This is a genomic window from Bradyrhizobium sp. NC92 (assembly GCF_025200865.1).
Lineage (GTDB): Bacteria > Pseudomonadota > Alphaproteobacteria > Rhizobiales > Xanthobacteraceae > Bradyrhizobium.
Genome location: NZ_CP104171.1, coordinates 700,497 through 721,197, shown reverse-complemented (window position 1 = coordinate 721,197; position 20,701 = coordinate 700,497). Strand labels below are relative to the sequence as shown.

Genomic DNA, 20,701 nt, shown 5'->3' with positions numbered 1-20,701 from the left:
CATGACCGCTGCCCTGCGTTTCGACCCGATCCGCCTGCCCGAGAAATGCGAGCAATTGCGCAAGGAAGTGCGCGCCTTCCTCGCCGAGGAGATCGCCGCCGGCACCTTCGATCCGCACAAGCCCAACCGCGAAGACACCGACGCGCCGGAATTTTCCCGCCGGGTCGGCGCCAAGGGCTGGCTCGGCATGACCTGGCCGAAAAAGTATGGCGGCCAGGAACGCTCCTTCCTCGAGCGCTACGTGGTGACCGAGGAGATGCGCGTGGCCAACGCGCCGACGCGGCGCTTCTTCGTCGCCGACCGCCAGAGCGGGCCGGTGCTTTTGAAATACGCACCCGAGCACATCAAGATGGACATCCTGCCGCGGATCTGCCGCGGCGAGATCTGCTTTGCCATCGGCATGAGCGAGCCGAATTCGGGCTCCGACCTGTTCGCGGCGAAGACGCGCGCGACCAGGACCGACGGCGGCTATCTGATCAACGGCACCAAGATCTGGACCTCGTCGGCGCATATCGCCGACTACATGATCGCGATCTTCCGGACCTCGCCTCCGACCAAGGAAAACCGCCGTCATGGCCTGACCCAGTTCCTGGTCAAGATGAAGCAGCCGGGCATCAAGGTGAACCCGATCGGCCAGATCACCGGCCAGTACGAGTTCAACGAGGTCGTCTTCACCGATCACTTCATCCCCGATGACCATGTGCTCGGCGAAGTCGACGGGGCCTGGAAGCAGGCGACGAGCGAGCTCGCCTATGAGCGCTCGGGCCCCGAGCGCTTCCTCGAGACCTATTACGTGCTCACCGAGCTCGTGCGTGCGGTCGGCCCCAATCCGGACACGCGCAGCGCCGAGGGCATCGGCCGCCTGGTCGCGCAGCTCCACACCATGCGGCGCATGTCGGTCTCGGTGGCCGGCATGCTCGAAGCCGGCAAGGAGCCGGTGGTGGAGGCGTCCATCGTCAAGGACATCGGCACGGTCTGGGAGCAGCAGCTGCCGCATCGGGTTCGCGATCTCGCCGCCTTCGTCGAGGAGACCGCGACCAATCGCGAGACCCTGGAGCGGCAGCTCGACTTCGCGATCAAGACCGCGCCGAAACTCACCATCCAGGGCGGCACCACCGAGGTGCTGCGCGGCATCATCGCCCGCGGATTGGGTCTGCGCTAATTCAATCGAGGATCATCATGAGCACGTATAAAGATATCGGCGTCGAGAAGGTGGGGCATGTCGGCACTATCGAGATCCGCCGCCCGCCGCTCAACTTCTTCGACATCTCGCTGATCAACCAGATCGCGGACGCGCTCGACGAGTTCGACCGCGACATCGAGATCCGTGCGTCCGTGCTCTCCGCGCAAGGCAAGGCGTTCTGCGCCGGCGCCAATTTCGGCGATCCTGCGCGGCAGGCCCAGGAGGCACGCGAAGCCGAGAAGAAGGGCGATCCCGCCGACAGTCTCGGCCCGATCAACCATCTCTACATCCAGGCCGTGCGCATCTTCCGCGCCAAGAAGCCGATCGTCGCCGCCGTGCAGGGCGCGGCCATCGGTGGCGGACTCGGGCTTGCAGTGTCGGCCGACTTCCGCGTCACCTGTCCCGAGGCGCGCTTCTCCGCCAATTTCACCAAGCTCGGCTTCCATCCCGGCTTCGGCCTGACCGTGACGCTGCCCGAACTCATCGGCAAGAACAACGCCGAGCTGATGTTCTACACCAGCCGCCGCGTCACCGGCGAGGAAGCCTACAGATGGGGCCTCGCCAACGAGCTGGTCCCGCAGGACCAGGTCAAGGCGGCGGCGATGAAGCTGGCCGGCGAGATCGCCGAATGCTCTCCGCTCGGCCTGCTCTCCACCCGCGCCACGATGCGCAATGGCCTCGCCGACCGCGTGATGGCCGCGACCAATCACGAGCTCGCCGAGCAGACAAGATTGCGCGCGACGGAGGACTTCAAGGAAGGGGTGAAGGCGACTGAAGAACGCCGCGCGGCGAATTTCAAGGGGCGGTAGGCCGGAGCAGTAGCGTGGGCAAAGGCGCAAAGCGCCGTGCCCACCATCGCTTCATTTGTGTGGTGGAATTGGTGGGCACGCTTCGCTTTGCCCAACCCTGCGCATGAGTCGCTCAGCTCACGCGGAACGTCACTCCGCCCAGCAAGAACTCATTGCCCGCGACCGCGAGTCCCTTCGCCTTGGCGGTATGCAGCACCTGCGCCACGTCTGTCACCCGAAACTCCAGCGCGCTCATGATCTCGCTGGCGCCCTTGACGAAGCGAAAGGTCGCGTTGGGCAGCTTCAGTTCGGTGCCCTCAGGCGCAACGCCGATGATCCTGCCCCAATGCTCGGCCAACCCTTGCGGATCCGGGCTCTGCATCTCCACCACCGTCAGCGCCTCGGTGACATCCTTGCGGATGAACTTTTGCCAGTCCGGTCCGGCCGGCGGATACGGCCCGAGGATATCGTCGCTGCCGTCGGTGTGATTGAACTCGATGAAGGCGGCGCGGCAGTCGCGGGGGTGGAGCTGCACGCCGTGATAGGGCGCGTGGTCGATGACGTTGGCGGTGCGCACACCGAGCGCGTTGGCATTGCGGCCGCGCTCGTCCGGATCGTCGCAGCAGAAGATCGCCATGTAGCCGCCGCGGCCGCCGGTCTTCTCGATGAAGCGGCCGGCCGTGGTGCCTTCCTTGAACGGCGCGACCACCTCCAGCAGGATCGTGTCGACCGGGAGCAGTGCGTTCTCCAGGCCGTATTTAGCGACATTGCCGTCGCGATAGCAGACGGCGAGGCCCATGATCCGGCCGATATCCGTGATGACGGGCTCGAGCTGCGGCGCGACCAGGCAGATCTGACGCAGCCGGATATAGGGCGCCATGGTCATGCGCCCCTGAAGCTCGGCTTGCGCTTCTCGACGAAGGCCTTGGCGGCCTCCTTGTGGTCCTCGGTGTCGCCGCAGCGGGTGTGATGGATCGCCTCGCCGTCGAAGCAATCCTCCAGCGCCAGGTGCTCGGCATTGTTGATGTTGCGCTTGATGAAGCCGAGCGCGATCGACGGGCCCTGCGCCAGCGACAGTGCGAGCTCGTGCGCGGCGGCGTCGATCTCGGCGTCGGGCACGACCTTCGTCACCATGCCGATCGCGTGCGCTTCCCTCGCCGTGAGCACCGGCGACATCAAATAGAGCTCGCGCGCCCGCGCGCTGCCGAGCAACTGGGTCAGGAAGTAGGTGCCGCCGTAGTCGCCGGAGAAGCCGACCTTGGCAAAGGCCGTCGTGATCTTGCAGGATTCGGAGGCGATCCGCAGGTCACAGGACAGCGCCATCGACAGGCCGGCGCCGGCCGCCGCGCCATCGAGCTGCGCCACCACGGGCTTCGGCATCTGATGCAGGATGCGCGAAACCTCCATGCCGCGGCGCAAGTTTGCGAGCTTCTGCTCGAACGGCAGCGGTGCGCGCCCCTGAGCCATCGATTTGACGTCGCCGCCGACGCAGAACGAGCCGCCGGCGCCCTTGAACAGCACCGCCCGCACCTCGGGATCATCAGCCGCGCGCCGTGCCGCCTCGACCAGCCCGGCGACCATGTCGGGGTTGAGCGCATTCTTCCGCTCCGGGCGATTCATGGTGATGGTGAGCAGCCCGCCTTCGAGCTTTTGCAGGACCATGTCGTTCATGCGGACGTCTCCTTGTTATTGTCTAGCCGACCTATCACCACATCGTCATTGCGAGCGAAGCGAAGCAATCCAGGAATGTTTCCGCAGATGCAGTCTGGATTGCTTCGTCGCAAGAGCTCCTCGCAATGACGGCGTGAAGAAGTCACGCCGTCACTTCTTCACCAGCGGGCAGCGCGACTGCTCCAGCGACTGGAATGCCTCGTTGCCGGGGACGGTGGCGAGCAGCTTGTAATCGTCCCAGCGGCCCTTGGACTCCGACGGCTTCTTCACCTCGAACAGGTACATGTCGTGGACCATGCGGCCGTCCTCGCGGATCTTGCCACCCTTGGCGAAGAAGTCGTTGATCGGCGTCTCCTTCATCAGTTTGATCACCGCCGCGGCGTCGGTGGTGCCGGCCGCCTTCACGGCTTTCAGGTAATGCGTGACGGAGGAATAGACGCCGGCCTGCGCCGAGGTCGGCACCCGCTTGGTGCGCTCCATGAAGCGCTTCGAGAAGGCACGCGTGTCGTCGTTGAGATCCCAGTAGAACGCTTCCGCGAGCAGCAGACCCTGCGCGGTCTCGAGCCCGATCGAGTCGATATCGGTGACGAAGGCGAGCAGCGGCGAGACCTTCTGGCCGCCCTTGGTGATGCCGAACTCCGCCGCCTGCTTGATGGCGTTGATGGTGTCGCCGCCGGCATTCGCGAGCCCGATCACCTTGGCCTTGGAGGCCTGGGCCTGGAGCAGGAAGGACGAGAAATCCGACGTGTTGAGCGGATGGCGGACGGCACCGAGCACCTTGCCGCCGGTCTTGGTCACGACGGCGCTGGTGTCCTTCTCCAGATCCTGGCCGAAGGCGTAGTCGGCGGTGAGGAAGAACCAGCTGTCGAGACCCGACTTCACCGCCGCAAGACCGGTCACATTGGCCTGGCCGTAGGTGTCGAACACGTAGTGGATGGTGTAGGGGCCGCAGGCCTCGTTGGTGAGACGGATCGAGCCCGGCCCGTTGAACATGACGATCTTGTTGCGCGCTTTCGCGATCTCGCCGGCGGCAAGCGCGGTCGCGGAGGCCGCGACGTCGTAGATCATCTCGACGCCCTGGTTGTCGAGCATGTCGCGGGCGATGTTGGCGGAGAGATCGGCCTTGTTGAGATGATCGGCCGCCAGCACCTGGATCTTGCGTCCCAGCACCTCGCCGCCGAAATCCTCGACCGCCATCTTCGCCGCAGTCTCGCTGCCGGGGCCGGTGATGTCCGCATAAAGGCTCGACATGTCGAGAATGCCGCCGATCTTCAGCGGCGGCTTGTCCTGGGCCTGTGCGGCGCTCGCATTGAGGGCAAACGCGGCGGCAAAAATGCCGGACAAAATACTCTTCATCGAAAACGACCTCCCTTATCGCGCCGTGCTCTGATGGCGGCTTGGTTATTGCTCTTGGCTATTCGCTGTTGCCGCAATCATGCCGCATGCGCAAGAGCGCAGCAAGCGGAGGGGCGAGGCGAATGCGTGATTGCCGCGCGTGTTTTCCGCAAAGCGGAATGGTGAGGTACGACGAAATGTTTCCGCGTCGTCAGTGCGAGCGCAGCGAAGCAATCCAGAAATGCATCCGCGGAAACAGTCTGGATTGCTTCGTCGCGAAGAGCTCCTCGCAATGACGGAGTATGGCGAAACCTCTTCGCACCCCACCACGCATGAGGTATGGTTGCCGCGCAGCGCAACCTCTCCGGGTCACGTGACGCAACGGCTTCGCCTCATCGTCCTCTTTCTTCTCGTTGCGGCTAACACCGCCTTCGCCGCACCCTGCCAGTTCGAGTCCCAGGGCGAAGGCCGCGTCGCTGGCATCGTCGATGCGCGCAGCGTGCGTCTCGACGACGGCCGCGAGATCCGCCTCAGCGGCATCGCGCCGACCGCGACCACGAAGCAGGCGCTGACCTCGCTGCTCGCCGGCCGCGACGTGATGCTGCGGAGCGCTGACGACACGCCCGATCGCTACGGCCGCCAGAGCGCACTGGTCTTCATCGGCGAAAGCGACATCTCGGTGCAGGCCATGCTGCTCGCCCGGGGCGAGGCCGTGGTCTCCGCCGAGATCGTAGACAAAGACTGCGCGGCCGCCCTGATGGCGTCCGAAGCCGCAGCGCGGCGTCAAAAAATGGGCAGCTGGGCTGACCCGTCGGCCATAAAAAACGCGGAAAGTCCGGACGATATTTTGGCGGAGATCGGGCGCTTTGCGGTAATCGAGGGCAAAGTCCTGTCAGTCCGGCAAGCTGGGGCAACGACCTACCTCAACTTCGGACGGAACTGGACACGTGGCTTTGCCGTGACTATTTCAAAGCGCACGCTAGCGGCGTTCGAAAACGCCGGCACGGCCCTTAAGTCCCTGGAGAATCGGCGTATTCGCGTTCGGGGCTGGGTTGAGGGGACGACGGGGCCGCGTATCGATGTGCGTCTCTTGGGACAGGTTGAATTGCTGGGCGCAAACGAGCCTACTGGGGTAAGGCCTTAAACGGCCGGGCACGGGTTAATCGACGTGAATGGGGTGCTAGAACGGCACGGACTGGGTGATTGCCGCCGCCTGCGGGCTGCGCCGGCCGCGCTTTGCCTTGTGCTGGGCGGGCTTCTCGCCGGCTGCGGCGATATGGGCCGGTTCCAGACTGCGGCGACCCCGACGGCCGTCGCGATGCCGAAGCCAAAGCCCGCCGTCGCACAAACCCCGGCCACCGAAAAGGAGCACGAGCGCATCCTGGCGAGCTATGGCGGGACCTATGACGATCCCAAGCTCGAGGCGCTCGTCAGCAAGACCGTCGACCGGCTGGTCGCGGCCTCCGACCGGCCCGACCAGGGCTACAAGGTCACGATCCTCAATTCCGGCGCGGTGAACGCCTTTGCGCTGCCGAACGGCCAGCTCTATGTCACGCGCGGCCTGCTTGCGCTCGCCAGCGACACCTCCGAATTGTCCTCCGTGCTCAGCCACGAGATGGCGCATGTGCTGTCCAAGCACGCCGCAATGCGCGAGGACCAGGCGCGCCAAGCCGCGATCGTCACCCGCGTCGTCACCGACATGAGCAACGATCCCGACCTCACCGCGCTGGCGCTGGCCAAGACCAAGCTCACCATGGCGAGCTTCTCGCGCAAGCAGGAGTTCGAGGCCGACGGCATCGGCGTCGGCATCTCCGCCAAGGCGCATTTCGACCCATACGGCGCCGCGCGCTTCCTGTCCGCGATGGAGCGCAATGCCGAGCTGAAGGCCGGCAAGAGCTCGCTCGATCCGCGCGCGCAGGATTTCACCTCGTCGCATCCGGCAACGCCGGAACGCGTGCAGAACGCGCAGAACATTGCCCGTCAATACACGGCGCCTGAAGGCGCCGAGCGCGATCGCGAAAGCTATCTCGCCGCGATCGACAACCTCGTCTATGGCGAAGACCCCAGCGAAGGCTTTGTCCGCGGCCGGCGTTTCCTGCATCCGAAGCTCGGCTTCACCTTCCAGGCGCCGGACAATTTCACGCTCGACAACACCGCACAAGCCGTGATCGGCGTGCGCGAGGGCGGCGCACAGGCGATGCGCTTCGACGTCGTGCGCGTGCCTGGGGAGCAGTCGCTCGGCGACTATCTCAACTCCGGCTGGATGGAAGGCGTCGAGAAGGCCTCGACCGAGGACCTCACCATCAACGGTTTTCCGGCGGCGTCCGCCACCGCCAAGGGCGACCAGTGGCAGTTCAAGGTCTATGCGCTGCGCTTCGGCAGCGACGTCTATCGCTTCATCTTCGCGGCACGGCAGAAATCGACCGAGAGCGAGCGCAACGCGCGCGAGACCGTCAACTCGTTCCGCCGCCTGACGCTGGAGGAAATCCAGGCCGCGCGCCCGTTGCGCATCAAGGTCATCACGGTGCAGCCCGGCGACACCGTGGAATCGCTCTCGCACCGCATGGCCGGCGTCGACCATCCCGCCGAGCGCTTCCGCGTGCTGAACGGCCTCGATCGCACCGCGCAGGTCAAGGTGCGCGATCGCGTCAAGATCGTGGCGGACTAACGCCTCGCTAAGCGCGCGTCGTCCCGGAGAAACGCGGCTTCCCGCGCACTATGATCAGCGCCGCCGCCATCACCTCCAGCGCGATGCAGAGATAGAACGGCAGCGTATAGCCGCCTGAGAGATCGCGCAGGAAACCGACGACGCCGGGGCCGAACGCATAGGTCACCTGGTTGATCGCGGTATTGAGGCTGATCAGCACGCCGAAGGCGGCGGAGTCGAACTCCTGCTGCACGATGAGCGAGGGCAGCGTGATGAGGTTGCCGACCGAAAAGCCGAACACGGCGCAGGCCGCGATCAGTACATAGTCGTTGTGCAGGTTGATGACGGCGAGAAGCGCGGCGGCCTGGCTGAGGAACGACAGCGCGGACGCGAGACGCTGATTGAGGCGGTCGATCACCAGCGAGAACAGCACGCGACCGACCACCGCCATCGCGGTCAGCACCGCGACGGCCACGGCGGCGCGCTCGCGCCCGATCACGGGATCGAGGAACGAGATCAGATGCACGATGAAGCCGACCTGGGCGAACAGCACGAGGGCAAAGGCGATCGTCACCGTGAGGAAGCCGACGTCACGCAGCGCCCAGGCGCGGATCTCCGTCGATGATTGCGGTCTTGCCTTCGCCGTCGCGTGCCAGCCGTGGCGATCGGGAGGGCGGTCGACGAGAAGGAGGATGACCGGCACGAGCAGCACCAGCATGGCGCCGGCGGCGGCGTACATCGCACCGGCAAAGCCGACATGGCCGATCAACGCCACCAGCAGCGGCACGCCGGCGATGCCGCCGAAGCTGGCGCCGTTGAGTGCGAGACTGATCGCCATGCCACGCCTCTCGTCGAACCACAGGCTGATCGTGTTGGTGATCATGGCGAGACTGGTGCCGGCCCAGCCGAAGGCGAGCACGGCATCGGCGAGATAGAGCTGCCAGGGCTCGCTTACCGCGCCGATCGCGACTGCGGCCGCCGCCATCGCCAGCGTGCCGGCCAGCAGGCTGAGGCGCGGACCGTATTTCCGCACGGCCTCGCCGACGAAGACGACGAGCAGCGCGCCGAACAGGTAGAAGAACGTGGTGCCGGAGGAGATCAGCGAGGCCGGCCAGCCCCGCGCCCGCTGCAGCTCGGCGACATAGACGCTCTGGCCGTAGAAGCCGAGCCCCCAGCCGAAGGTCGCGAGCAGGAAGCAGACCGCGACGATGCGCCAGCCTTCGTAACGGAGCGAGGATTCGTCGATTGGCGGAATGTGGCGGGGATTGTCGAGCATTTGCGCTGGTCCTTCGTTCCCCCCGCGAGCGCTTGGGCTGAACGCTCGCCTGTTGATGACGAGCATCATGTAACAACGCGGCTCTCGAAAATCACTTCGACCTGGATCGAAGTGTCAACGCTGCTGACAACCTCCCGCCATCTTTTCGCATGATCCTTTCGGAAAACCGCTGCACACTTTGCGCTAACGCGGCCCTTCGGGTCCGGATCATGCGTCACACGGCGTCGGGGAACTCGCCCATGGCTGCCTCCAGCCGCGCCTGGCGGCGCCTCGCCCAGGAGACCAGCGAGAGCACGGCAAGACCCAGCAGCACCGGCGGGAACACCACGAGGTTCACCGCGGACCAGCCGAAATTGGCGAGCAGCTGGCCCGACGAGAACGAGCCGATCGCCATCATGCCGAACACCAGGAAATCGTTGAAGGCCTGCACCTTGTTGCGCTCCTGCGGGCGATGCGTCTCCAGCACCAGCGCGGAGGCGCCGATGAAGGCGAAATTCCAGCCCACGCCGAGCACGATCAGCGTGGCCCAGAAGTGCATCGCCGTGAGCCCGGAGAGACCGATGGTGGCGGCGCCTGCTTCCAGCAGCAGGCCGGCAGCCACGATCTTCGGCGCTCCGAAGCGCGCGATCAGCGCACCCGTGAAGAAGCTCGGCCCATACATCGCGACGATGTGCCATTGAATGCCGAAATTGGAATCGGAGACGCTGAGGCCGCACATCTTCATGGCGAGCGGCGCAGAGGTCATCACCAGGTTCATCATGGGATAGGCGATGACGCCGCACAAAGCGGCCGCGACGAAGCGCGGCTGGGTCACGATGGTGAGCAGTGGCCGGCCGCCATGCAGATCGGCCGGGGCGGGCCTGGGCATGTCGACGCCGGCGACGATGCCCATGGCAACCAGCGCGACGGCCGTCTGCACCAGGAAGCTGAAGGCGAACAGATAAGGCTGCCAGACATCCATGGTCCACTGCACGAGCTGCGGACCAAGCACGCCCGCGAACACGCCGCCCGCCATCACCCAGGACACGGCCTTGGGCCGGTAGGCCGCACTGGCGCCGTCGGCAGCCGCAAAGCGATAGGATTGCGCCACCGCGCCGTAGAGGCCGCCGAGAAAGGTCGCCAGACAAAACAGCGCGAACGAGCCGTGCAGGATCGCGAACGAGCCGAGCAGGCCGGTGAGCGCGCCGAGGCCGGTGCCGATGACGAAGGCGGCACGGCGGCCGAAGCGGCGCGAGATCGCGCCGGTCGGCAGCGTGCCGGCAGCGAGCCCGACCACATACATCGAGATCGGCACGGTCGCGAACGACATGTCCGGCGCGAGCGTGGCACCGACGATCGCGCCGGTGGCGAAGATCACCGCCGAGTTGGCGCCGGTCAGCGCCTGCGCGGCGGCAAGGCGCACCACGTTGGCGCGCACGCGGGCATCGTCGGCGATCTCATTGGCTGCAGTCACGTCCAGCATCGGCATTTCCGCCCAAAGGGCTCTGTTGATTCGCGGCACTATGGAGGGGTGAGAGAGGGCCGGCAACCGGCGCAAACGGGCGCGGGCCATGCCCCTGACGCAATCGCTGCGATGATAGCGATGCGCGCCCTTGACGGCTTGCGCTCGATCAAATCCTATCCGCCGCGCTTCTCCAGGAGTTACGTTATGTCCGTCGACGACAGGCCCACGCTGCAAGCTCCCGACGACGATCCCTGGCTGTGGCTGGAGGAGATCGAGCGCCGGCAGGCGCTCGATTTCGTCGAGCGGCAGAACAGCCTGACGCTGCAGGCCTTCGGCGGAGCGGCCTTCGAACGCGGCCGCGACATACTCGCTGGCATCTACGATCGTCCCGACAACATTCCCTATGTCAGCCGGCGCGGCTCCGATCTGCACAATCTCTGGAAGGACGCCAGCAATCCCCGCGGCCTGTGGCGGCGGACCACGTTGGAAGAGTTTCGAAAGCCGCATCCGGCATGGGAAACCATACTTGATATTGATCAGCTTGCGGCGAGCGAAGGCGAGGACTGGCTGCTGAGCCAGATCACCACGATGCCCGGCAGTTCGCGCGCGATCCTCAGCCTGTCGCGCGGCGGCAGCGACGCCGTCACTTTGCGCGAGTTCGACCTCGACACGAGAAGCTTCGTTGGCGGCGGCTTCGCACTGCCGGAAGCCAAGGGCGGCGTCGACTGGCTCGATGCCGACACGCTGCTGCTTTCGAGCGCGCATGGCGAGGGCATGGCGACGACATCGGGCTATGCGCGCACCGTGCGGCTTTGGCGGCGCGGCCAAAGGGTCGAACAGGCTTCGGTGCTGTTCGAGGCCTCGGCGGACGACATGGCGGCATATTGCTACGTCGATCGCATCACGTCGAATCGAACGATATGGTTCGGCCGCATGCTGGATTTCTTCAACTTCAGCGTCTCGATCGGAGATCAGACCGGACCGCTCGCAAGGCTGGATCTGCCGACCGACATAGAATTGCAGGCCCATGGCGACTGGCTCGCGATCAAACCGCGCTCGAACTGGTCCGTGGCCGGACGGACGTACGAGGCGGACGCGGTGCTCGGCATCTCGCTCTCCGCATTCCTCAAAGGCGGCCGCGAGTTCGCCATGCTGTTCGAGCCGGCGCCGCGTCGGGCGATCCAGGGCTTCTTCTGGGTGGCAGGCAGGCTGGTCCTTTCGATCCTCGACGAGCTGAGGCCGCGTTTCGAGATCTGCACGCCTTCCGCCGCGACATGGAGCCGCGAGACGCTTTCCGGCCTGCCGGGAATCGGCGTCGTCGACGTCTGGACGCTCGATCGCCATGCCTCCGAGAGCAACGGCGCCCTGCTCGCCAATGTGCAGGATCCGCTGACGCCGCCCTCGTTGCTGCTGATCGAACGCGGCGTCGCAAGCCCGATCGTGCTGAAGCAGGCGCCGAAGACGTTCACCGCCGACGGGCTCATGGTGACGCAGCACGAGGCGATCTCCGTTGACGGCGAGCGAATTCCCTATGTGCAGACCGGCCCCGCCGGCGAGACCGGCGATGCGGCGGTCTATATGAGCGCCTATGGCGGCTTCGCGGTTTCGGTGAAGCCGTATTACAACGCGTCGCTCGGCAAGCTGTGGCTGGAGCGCGGCGGCACCACGGTGCAGGCGAATTTGCGCGGCGGCGGCGAGTTCGGCACGCGCTGGCACGATGCCGGACGCCTTGCCGGCAAGAAGCTCTCTCACGACGATTTCGCCGCCGTGGCCGCCGATCTCGTCCGCCGCGGTGTGACGAGCGCAAAGCGTATCGCCGCGCAGGGCGGCTCGAACGGCGGCATCCTCATCACCAACATGCTGGTGCGCTACCCCGAGCGTTTCGGCGCGCTGTTCTGCACCATCCCGCTGATCGACATGCGCCGCTACACAAAGCTGCTCGCGGGCGCGAGCTGGATCGCGGAATATGGCGATCCCGACAAGCCCGACGAATGGGAATGGCTGAAGACCTACTCGGCCTATCACAACGTGAAGGCCGGCCAAGCCTATCCGCCGATCCTGATCGCGACGACGCGGCGCGACGACCGCGTCCATCCCGGCCACGCGCGCAAGATGGCGGCCAAGCTGCAGGCCATGGGCTATGAGGCCTGGTTCTACGAGCCGGCCGCAGGCGGCCACGGCTACGGCAAGGACAACAAGGAGCGCGCGGGCTTCGAGGTGCTGGGCTATCGGTTCTTGAAGGAGAAGATCGGGTGGCGGGATGACGAAGACTGAGACGTCTTGACAAGGTGCTGGCCACGGACAGTTCTTGCCTCTCCCGCTTGCGGGAGAGGCCGACGCGCTCGAAGAGCGCGGCGGGTGAGGGCTTTCTCCCCTAGGGGAGTATCCCGTTGCGGAAGCACCCTCTCCCCGACCCTCTCCCGCAAGCGGGAGAGGGAGCGCACCTCCGGCGTAGCTACCGCGCAAACACCAACGTCAGATTGTTCGCGGGCATCTCGATCGTATCGACGAGACCGAGGCCTGCCGCCTTCGCCAGCGTCTCGACGTCGACGACGTCGCGCACGCCCCATTCGGGATTGCCCTCGCGCAAGGAGGTGTCGAACACCGCGTTGCTGAGCGCGGTGTGCTTGCCGTCGCGCTTGAACGGGCCATAGAGGAACAGCTTGCCGTCGCGGCGCAGATAACGGCCGGCGCCGGCGAACAGGCCTTCGGCCACGGCCCAGGGCGCGATGTGAATGACATTGGCGCAGAACACGGCCGCGAGGCTGGTCGGCCCCTGCCCACTTTTCATTTCCGGGCACCAATCGGGATCGGTGAGGTCGATGCGCAGGGGCGGGCGGATGTTCGGCAGGCCCGCATGCACGCGCCAGGCTTCGATGCTCTTGAGGTGGCGCTGGTTGAGATCGCTCGGCCACCAGACCAGGCCGGGCGTGTGGCGGGCGAAATGCACCACGTGCTGCCCGGTTCCACTGCCGAGTTCCACGACGTTGCCGGTCGCATCCGCGAGGTGCCTTTCCAGGGCGGACCAGATCGGTTCGTGATTGCGATGAAAGGCCGGCGCATCGAGCCGGCCATCCGGCTCGACCCGTCCGCCATCCCTGCCAAATTCGACGACATATTCAGCCAAGTGACGTCCCCAAAAATGCGTACCAAAAAAGAACGCCAGAAGGCCAAAGGTCCGAGAATAATTTGCTAGTCCGCGCCCATCCGCATGAACGAACTATCTTGTCGGTTGCAATGCGGAGGATATTAACCCCATTTTGCCGCATGCATAGTCTTGATTGTCAGGCGATGTCCTTTGTGCTTTTGAACAATTCCGTAAATGAGATCATCGAGATAACGCTCCGGGACGATGCCTTGACCGCCTTTCCTCGCAAGCCCGCTTTGCTTGTTGCCCTGGCCCTCCTCGCCGGCATGGCCATGGCCCCGGCGGGGGCGCAATCCGCCGTGACGGTGGGCCAGAAGCTCGCCTTCGACCGCGGCAAGGGCAATTGCCTGACTTGCCATGTCATCAAAGGCGGCGACCTGCCGGGGACGATCGGACCGGAATTGAAGGACATCAAGTCAAAATACCCTGATCGCAACGAGCTCACCGCGATCATCTTCGACGAGACCAAGCGCAATCCGCAAACCATGATGCCGCCGTTCGGCCGGAACCGGATTTTGACCGAACAGGAGATCGACGCGATCGTTGATTTCCTGCAGACCCTCTAACCGCCGGCGGCCCAGGAGACTTGAGATGACCACGACCCCGAGGCCCCACCCGACGCGGCGCCTGATCCTTCAGGGCGCAGCCTCCGTGGCGCTGCTCGGCCTCGGCAATCTGCCGTTCGCGCCCGCGCGCGCCGCGGCGAACGACAAATATCCGGAAGAGGCCTTCAGGCAGAAGATCGAAGCCGATGCGATCAAGGCGCTCTACGGCAAGACCGCCGAACCGTCGGACAAGGTCAAGCTGGATGCGCCGGAGATCGCCGAGAACGGCGGCGTCGTGCCGATCTCGGTGACGACGACGCTGGAGAAGGTCACCTCGATCTCGTTCTTCGTGGCGGAGAACCCGAGCGCGCTGGCCGCCAGCTACAGGATTCCCGATGGCACCATCCCTGCCGTCGCCAACCGGCTGAAGATGGCGAGGACCACCAAACTGACCGCGATCGTGGAGGCCGACGGCAAGCTCTATAGCGCGACCAAGGAGGTCAAGGTCACCGTCGGCGGTTGCGGCGGCTAAGCGAGGCAGATCGACATGGCATCCAGCATTCGCGTGCGCGCAACATCGAGCGGCGACATCACCGAGGTGCAGGCGCTGATCCAGCACCCCATGGACACCGGCCTCGTCAAGGATTCCAAGGGCGAGTTGATCCCGGCGCATTTCATCCAGCAGCTGAAGTTCGAATGTAACGGCAAGGACGTGTTCGTCGCCGATTGGGGCACCGCCGTTTCCAAGGACCCCTATGTCAAGTTCAGCTTCAAGGGCGCCAAGAAGGGCGACGAGCTCAAGATCTCATGGACCGACAACAAGGGCGGCTCGGACACGACCACCGCGAAGATCGCGTGATGAAGGCCCGCATCCACCTCCTGCTGGGCTCGCTCGGCGCCGCGCTCGTCGCGCTCGCCCTCGCTTCGCCCCGCGTGATCGCTGCCGACAAGGTGGATCCCGTTGCTGATGCCAAGGCGTTCCAGAACTTCTTCTTCCAGAAGTTTCCGAACGTGAAGCACGAGGATTTCGTCAACGGTCCGTATTCCATGAACGAGGACATGAAGCGGCAGTGGCAGGAGAAAGAGGAATTCCCGCCTTACGAGTTCGCGCTCGATGCCGGCAAGGAGATGTTCTCGACCCCGTTCAAGAACGGCAAGACCTATGCCGACTGCTTCCCGAACGGCGGCATCGCCATCCGCCAGAACTATCCGTACTTCGACAGCAAGGAAGGCAAGGTCATCACGCTGGAGCTCGCGCTCAACCGCTGCCGCGAGGCCAATGGCGAGGCGCCCTATTCCTACGTCAAGGACGAGATGGCCTCGCTCACCGCCTACATGGCCTACACCTCGCGCGGCAAGCTGATGGACATCAAGATTCCCGATGACCCTCGCGCGCTCGCGGCGTACGAGAACGGCAAGCGCTATTTCTACACCCGCCGCGGCCAGATGAACTTCTCCTGCGCGAGCTGCCATGTGCAGAGCCCGGGCGAGCGCATCCGCGCCGAGACCCTGGCCCCGGCGCTCGGCATCGTCAACGCGATGCCGATCTACCGCTCGGAATGGAGCGGCATGGGCACGACCAGCCGCCGCTTCGTCACCTGCAACAGCCAGACCCGCGCGGTTCCGCTGGAGCCGCAGGCGGATGAATATCGCGACGTCGAATATTTCCTGTCCTACGTCGCCAACGGCCTGCCGATCTCAGGGCCAGGAGCACGGCCATGAAGCGGTCACTTGCGCTCGCCATGCTGCTCGCCTTAAGCCTTGCGCCATCCGCGCGCGCGGCGAATGAGGCGGACTACAAGGCGGCCTATGCCGCCGCCGAAGCCGCCTCCAAGGAGGCGGCCGGCATGCGCAACCAGTGGACGGTGACCGTATCTGCGCTGGCGGCTGCGAAGAAGGCTGCCGACGGCGGCGATTTCGACCGTGCGGTGGCCGCGGCCAGGGAGGCCGAAGCGCTGGCGAAGGCGTCGATCTTCCAGGCTAGTTCCGAAAAAGAAGCCTGGAAGGCGATGGAAATCCGCTAGACTGCCGCGCGGTGAACGCAGTCCATACGAGAGGCGCGGAGAATTCTTGAATGGCGATCCGCCGCCGCGATTTCCTGAAAGGTGCGGGCCTTGCCGCGGCAACGATCGCCCTGCCGCGGCTGGCCCGCGGCGCTGAGGCTGCCAGCATCTACGACCTCGAACGGTTCGGCACTGCGCGAATCCTGCACATCACCGACACGCATGCGCAGCTCAATCCGGTCTATTTCCGCGAGCCCAGTGTCAATATCGGCATCGGCGAAATGGCGGGACGGCCGCCGCATCTGGTCGGCCGCGCCTTTCTCGAACGCTTCGGCATCCGGCCCGACAGCGCCGATGCCTATGCCTTCACCTGCTTCGAGTTCGAGAAGTCAGCAGGCCGCTTCGGCAAGCTCGGGGGCTTTGCCCATCTGAAGACGCTGGTCGATCGCTTGCGCGCCGATGTCGGCGAGCGGCGTTCGCTGCTCGTCGACGGCGGCGATCTCTGGCAGGGCACGGGGCTGGCCAACCTGATGCAGGGCCGCGACATGGTCGAGGTCGCAAATCTGCTCGGCATCGAGGCGATGACGGGGCATTGGGAATTCACCTATGGCGAGCAGGCGCTGCGCGACAATCTCGAGCGCTTCAAGGGCGAGTTCCTGGCGCAGAACGTGTTCCTGACCGAGGAGGCCGCGTTCAACGACGCCCCCGCCTTCGACAAGGCCACCGGACGCGTGTTCAAGCCTTCTGTCATCAAGGAACTCGGCGGGCATCGCGTCGCGATCGTCGGCCAGGCCTTCCCCTACACTCCGATCGCGCATCCCAAGAGGTTCACGCCGGACTGGAGCTTCGGCATCCGCGAGGAGGAGCTGCAGAAGCATGTCGATGCCTTGCGCGGCACCGACAAGGTCGATGCCGTCGTGCTGCTGTCGCACAACGGCATGGACGTGGACCTCAAGCTCGCGAGCCGGGTCACCGGCATCGACGTCATTCTCGGCGGCCACACCCATGATGCCGTACCGCAGCCTATGCCAGTGAAGAACGCAGGTGGCACGACGCTCGTCACCAATGCCGGCTCCAACGGGAAATTTCTGGGTGTGCTCGATCTCGCACTCGACAGCGGCAAGGTCAGCGATGTCAGGTACCATCTGCTGCCGGTCTATTCGGAGCTGCTGAAGCCCGATCCGGCGATGGCCGAGCTGATCGGCCGGGTCCGTGCACCGCATGTGGCCGACTGGTCGGAGAAGATCGCGACACCCGACCGTCTGCTCTATCGCCGCGGCAATTTCTCCGGGCCCATGGACGAATTGATCTGCACCGCGCTGCGCACCGAGCTCGATGCCGAGATCGCGCTGTCGCCGGGCTTCCGCTGGGGCGTCACCGCACTGTCAGGCCAGGCTATGACCATGGAGGATCTGCTGGCGGAAACCGCGATCACCTATCCCGAAACCTATGTGCAGGAGATGACGGGGGCCCAGATCAAGGACCTGCTCGAGGACGTCTGCGACAACCTCTTCAATGCCGATCCCTACTACCAGCAGGGCGGCGACATGGTGCGCGCCGGCGGGCTCAGCTACACCTGCACGCCGGACGCTGCGATCGGCAGCCGCATCTCGGAGCTGAAGCTCGGTAGCGGCAAGGCGCTCAGCGCCAGCCACCGCTACAAGGTCGCGGGCTGGGCCTCGGTCAACGGCCAGCAGGGCGCGCCGGTATGGGACGTCGTCGGCAAATATCTGCGCTCGGGCCGGATGCTTCAGGAGCGACTGGGCTCCGGCGTGACGCTGAAGGGGGTCGAGGGCAATCCAGGCATTGCCGGATTGGGATGATGCCGTCGCCGCTCTCGCACCCGCAATAAGAATCTTCTAGATTTCGCTGTTCACGCAGTGAATTGCTTCTCTTTTGGACCCATACCGTAGTAGAATCTTGGAAGTCAGTTCCAAGCCGGGTCCTGCCATGATCTTCCGCCAGCTCTTCGACAGCGTTTCGGGCACCTACAGCTACGTCCTCGCCAGCCGCCCCGGCGGCGAGGCGCTGATTCTCGACCCTGTGCTGGAGAAGGTCGACCGCTACTGCCAATTGCTGCGCGAGCTCGACCTCAAGCTGGTCAAGGCGGTCGACACGCATCTGCATGCCGACCACGTTACCGGCCTCGGCGAGCTGCGCGACCGCACCCATTGCATGACCGTGATGGGCGACCAGACCAAGGCCGACGTCGTCGCCATGCGGGTGGCGGACGGCGACAAGGTGACGATCGAGGGCCTGTCGCTCGACGTGATGTACACGCCGGGCCACACCGACGATTCCTATTCCTATTTGATGGGCGACCGCGTCTTCACCGGCGACACGCTGCTGATCCGCGGCACCGGCCGCACCGATTTCCAGAACGGCTCGGCACGCGCGCAATACGATTCGATCTTCAACCGTCTCTTGAAGCTGCCGGACGAAACGATGGTGTTTCCGGCCCACGACTACAAGGGCGATACCGTTTCCACCATCGGCGAGGAAAAGCGCTACAATCCGCGGCTTCAGGTGCGCTCGGTCGACGAATATGTCGAGCTGATGGCCAACCTGAAGCTGCCCAATCCGAAGATGATGGACGTGGCGATCCCCGCCAACATGCATGTCGGCCTGCATCAGGAGGAGCTGGAGAAGGAAGGCCGTGCGCTCAGCGCGACCGAGGCGATCCGCAGCCTCGGCCGGCCCGACATCCTGCTCGTGGACTTGCGCGAGACCAATGAGCGGATGAAGCACGGCATGCTCGAAGGCGCGCTGCACACGCCCTATCCCTCTGTGGAGGAAAGCCTCAAGCCCGGCGGCATGCTGCGCGAGGTCGCGGCCGCAACGGGGCGCCGCGTCGTGTTCTTCTGCGCCTTCGGCGAACGCTCGGCGATGGCCGTTGCGGCTGCAAAGGAAGCGGGGCTTCTCAACAGCGCACATATCGCCGGCGGCCTCGATGCCTGGAAGAAGGCAGGCGGGCCGGTGGTGCACTGACGACCTCGTCGCCCCTTGAGATAAATCAGGCGCCGCACATATTTGGCGGTACATTCGGATGCAGCATCACCATCCGGGACCCGCCATGACCAAGACCGCAAAGCCGAGCGAACCACCCAAGATCGCCGAGAACAAGGCCGCGGATAAGAAGGCGAAGAAGCCCTCCTCCCGCCGTGCGAACGATGACGACGATTACGAAGACGGCGACATCGCGACGCCGAAACGCGACCGCTATGGCCCTGACGACGAGCCGTTCTGAGTGGGAACGCCGATTTTGATCGCGCGCTAGCGGGATGGCGCCCCGCCCGCACTACCTGCCATGCGCCTGCGTTCATGGACAAATAACCGCCCTCCCCGATAGTTTGCCGGTCCATCGGGAGTGAAACGGAACTGCAATGGTCGACGTTCTCGCCGCACCGCAGCAAGGCAAGGCGGACAGTGCGCTGCGCACGCTCACCGGCATCTCGATCGCGCATTGGGTCAGCCATTTCCATCTGCTGGTCCTGCCGATGCTGTTCCCGTTCCTGAAGGAGAAGCTCGGCGTCGGCTATGTCGAGCTCGGCTTCTCGCTGACCACGCTTGCCGTCGTCTCCGGCCTGACGCAGGCGCCGACCGGCTATCTCGTCGACCATTTTGGCGCGCGCAAGATCCTGCTTGTAGGGCTGACGCTCGGCGGCTGCGCACTGATCCTGCTCGGCCTGCACCTCAGCTACGCTGCGCTGATCGCCTGCGCCGTGCTGCTCGGGCTCGCCAACAGCGTCTATCATCCTGCCGACTACGCGATCCTGGCCGAGCACATGGACGAGGCGCGGATGGGCCGCGCCTTCTCGGTCCACACCTTTGCCGGCTATCTCGGCGGCGCGGTGACGCCGGCGATCGTGGCGGCACTGGTCACGGTGTGGGGCGGCGTCGGCGCGCTGATCGCCTCCGGCGCGATCGCCATTCTGGTGGCGGTGTTGCTGGTGGCCATGGGCATCCCCGAGGCCGGCGCGCACAAGAAGAAGCCGGGCAGCGAGAGCGCGCCGAAGCAGGCCGTCATCACCCCGGCGCTGATCACGCTGACCGCGCTGTTCATGCTGCTCAGCCTGTCAGTCGCCGGCATCAACAATTTCGGCGTGGTGGCGCTGATGAGCGGCTACGGCACGTCCTATTCGATCGCCAATGTCGCGCTGACTGCGTTCCTCGCAGCCAGCGCCGCGGGCGTGCTCGCCGGCGGCTTCCTCGCCGACCGCACCGAGCGTCACGGCTATGTCGCCGCGGCCTGCTTCGCCGCGAATGCGGTCATCGTGCTGCTGATCGCGCTGGTGACGCTGCCGGGCTGGGCCCTCACGGCGACGATGGCGACCGCAGGCTTCCTCTCCGGCGTGATCGCGCCGTCGCGGGACATGCTGGTGCGCAATGCCGCGCCTGCGGGTGCCGCGGGGCGCGCCTTCGGCATCGTCTCCACCGGCTTCAACCTCGGTGGCATCGTCTCACCGCTGCTGTTCGGCTGGATCATGGACCAGAGCGCTCCGCATTGGGTGTTCGGCGCGTCCGTGATCTTCATGTTGGCGACAGTGGTGCTGTCGCCGTTCACCGAACGGCGGGCGGCGAAGGCGTAGCCAAGGTTCATCTGTCGTCGCGGCGAAGGCCCGGATCGGCCGCGCTGAAAGCGCGCTTGTCCGGGACGACGA

At 65.2% G+C, this 20,701-nt stretch carries 20 protein-coding genes; 14 read left to right on the top strand and 6 right to left on the bottom strand.

Translation table 11 applies throughout. The annotated features are described in order from the left end of the window. Window position 1 precedes the first annotated feature (1 nt). Window positions 2-1,162, top strand: a complete 1,161-nt coding sequence (locus N2602_RS03345; protein ID WP_260381752.1) for an acyl-CoA dehydrogenase family protein — start codon at window positions 2-4, stop codon at window positions 1,160-1,162. A gap of 17 nt (window positions 1,163-1,179) precedes the next feature. Then, window positions 1,180-1,992, top strand: a complete 813-nt coding sequence (locus N2602_RS03340; protein WP_212258864.1) for an enoyl-CoA hydratase/isomerase family protein — start codon at window positions 1,180-1,182, stop codon at window positions 1,990-1,992. A gap of 112 nt (window positions 1,993-2,104) precedes the next feature. Here N2602_RS03340 and N2602_RS03335 read toward each other — a convergent pair whose 3' ends face one another. The 3 genes from N2602_RS03335 to N2602_RS03325 form a co-directional block, all read right to left on the bottom strand. After that, window positions 2,105-2,851: a hypothetical protein gene (locus N2602_RS03335; RefSeq protein WP_260381751.1), complete on the bottom strand. Its 747-nt coding sequence runs from the start codon at window positions 2,849-2,851 to the stop codon at window positions 2,105-2,107. Between the two features lie 2 nt (window positions 2,852-2,853). Then, the gene (locus tag N2602_RS03330) at window positions 2,854-3,642 is read right to left on the bottom strand and encodes an enoyl-CoA hydratase (RefSeq protein ID WP_212258868.1); all 789 of its coding nucleotides are present in this window, start codon (window positions 3,640-3,642) and stop codon (window positions 2,854-2,856) included. 150 nt (window positions 3,643-3,792) lie between these two features. Beyond that, entirely contained in the window at window positions 3,793-4,998 is a 1,206-nt protein-coding gene (locus tag N2602_RS03325; RefSeq protein WP_172786578.1) for an ABC transporter substrate-binding protein, read from the bottom strand. A 271-nt stretch (window positions 4,999-5,269) separates the two neighbouring features. Here N2602_RS03325 and N2602_RS03320 point away from each other — a divergent pair, with 271 nt between their 5' ends. Both N2602_RS03320 and N2602_RS03315 read left to right on the top strand, forming a co-directional pair. Continuing rightward, entirely contained in the window at window positions 5,270-6,121 is an 852-nt protein-coding gene (locus N2602_RS03320; RefSeq protein WP_260381750.1) for a thermonuclease family protein, read from the top strand. Window positions 6,122-6,253: 132 nt separating this feature from the next. Continuing rightward, complete coding sequence (locus N2602_RS03315; protein ID WP_246571735.1) at window positions 6,254-7,645, top strand: M48 family metalloprotease; 1,392 nt, start codon at window positions 6,254-6,256, stop codon at window positions 7,643-7,645. A 7-nt stretch (window positions 7,646-7,652) separates the two neighbouring features. On the opposite strand, the gene N2602_RS03310 is transcribed toward N2602_RS03315, so the two are convergent. Both N2602_RS03310 and N2602_RS03305 read right to left on the bottom strand, forming a co-directional pair. Further along, window positions 7,653-8,900, bottom strand: coding sequence for an MFS transporter (locus N2602_RS03310; RefSeq protein ID WP_260381749.1), 1,248 nt, complete (start codon window positions 8,898-8,900; stop codon window positions 7,653-7,655). 214 nt (window positions 8,901-9,114) lie between these two features. Continuing rightward, on the bottom strand, window positions 9,115-10,362 hold the full coding sequence (locus N2602_RS03305; RefSeq protein ID WP_260381748.1) for an MFS transporter: 1,248 nt from the start codon (window positions 10,360-10,362) through the stop codon (window positions 9,115-9,117). 186 nt (window positions 10,363-10,548) lie between these two features. On the opposite strand from N2602_RS03305, the gene N2602_RS03300 reads away from it, so the two are divergent. Then, complete coding sequence (locus N2602_RS03300) at window positions 10,549-12,618, top strand: prolyl oligopeptidase family protein (RefSeq protein WP_260381747.1); 2,070 nt, start codon at window positions 10,549-10,551, stop codon at window positions 12,616-12,618. 181 nt (window positions 12,619-12,799) lie between these two features. Here N2602_RS03300 and N2602_RS03295 read toward each other — a convergent pair whose 3' ends face one another. After that, window positions 12,800-13,471, bottom strand: coding sequence for a class I SAM-dependent methyltransferase (locus N2602_RS03295; protein WP_260381746.1), 672 nt, complete (start codon window positions 13,469-13,471; stop codon window positions 12,800-12,802). Between the two features lie 230 nt (window positions 13,472-13,701). Between N2602_RS03295 and soxX the strand changes: the two genes are divergently transcribed. The 9 genes from soxX (at window position 13,702) to N2602_RS03250 (ending at window position 20,629) form a co-directional block, all read left to right on the top strand. Continuing rightward, a complete protein-coding gene (soxX, locus tag N2602_RS03290; protein WP_172786752.1) occupies window positions 13,702-14,058 on the top strand; it encodes a sulfur oxidation c-type cytochrome SoxX in 357 nt (118 codons plus the stop codon). 25 nt (window positions 14,059-14,083) lie between these two features. Beyond that, a complete protein-coding gene (soxY, locus tag N2602_RS03285) occupies window positions 14,084-14,569 on the top strand; it encodes a thiosulfate oxidation carrier protein SoxY (RefSeq protein ID WP_260381745.1) in 486 nt (161 codons plus the stop codon). A 15-nt stretch (window positions 14,570-14,584) separates the two neighbouring features. Then, window positions 14,585-14,896: a thiosulfate oxidation carrier complex protein SoxZ gene (gene soxZ / locus N2602_RS03280; protein WP_172786570.1), complete on the top strand. Its 312-nt coding sequence runs from the start codon at window positions 14,585-14,587 to the stop codon at window positions 14,894-14,896. Then, a complete protein-coding gene (gene soxA, locus N2602_RS03275; RefSeq protein ID WP_172786569.1) occupies window positions 14,896-15,759 on the top strand; it encodes a sulfur oxidation c-type cytochrome SoxA in 864 nt (287 codons plus the stop codon). The genes soxZ and soxA overlap by 1 nt, the downstream gene beginning before the upstream one ends. Beyond that, a complete protein-coding gene (locus N2602_RS03270) occupies window positions 15,756-16,061 on the top strand; it encodes a hypothetical protein (RefSeq protein WP_212258888.1) in 306 nt (101 codons plus the stop codon). Before soxA ends, N2602_RS03270 begins: the two co-directional genes overlap by 4 nt. A gap of 50 nt (window positions 16,062-16,111) precedes the next feature. Further along, window positions 16,112-17,863 (top strand): thiosulfohydrolase SoxB, encoded by a 1,752-nt coding sequence (gene soxB, locus N2602_RS03265; RefSeq protein ID WP_260381744.1) that lies wholly within the window; start codon window positions 16,112-16,114, stop codon window positions 17,861-17,863. Between the two features lie 127 nt (window positions 17,864-17,990). Next, entirely contained in the window at window positions 17,991-19,028 is a 1,038-nt protein-coding gene (locus tag N2602_RS03260) for an MBL fold metallo-hydrolase (protein WP_172786566.1), read from the top strand. A gap of 85 nt (window positions 19,029-19,113) precedes the next feature. After that, window positions 19,114-19,287 carry a hypothetical protein gene (locus tag N2602_RS03255; protein ID WP_260381743.1) on the top strand — a complete coding sequence of 58 codons (174 nt, stop codon included), beginning with the start codon at window positions 19,114-19,116 and terminating at the stop codon, window positions 19,285-19,287. A 136-nt stretch (window positions 19,288-19,423) separates the two neighbouring features. Beyond that, entirely contained in the window at window positions 19,424-20,629 is a 1,206-nt protein-coding gene (locus N2602_RS03250) for an MFS transporter (protein WP_260381742.1), read from the top strand. Window positions 20,630-20,701 lie beyond the last annotated feature (72 nt).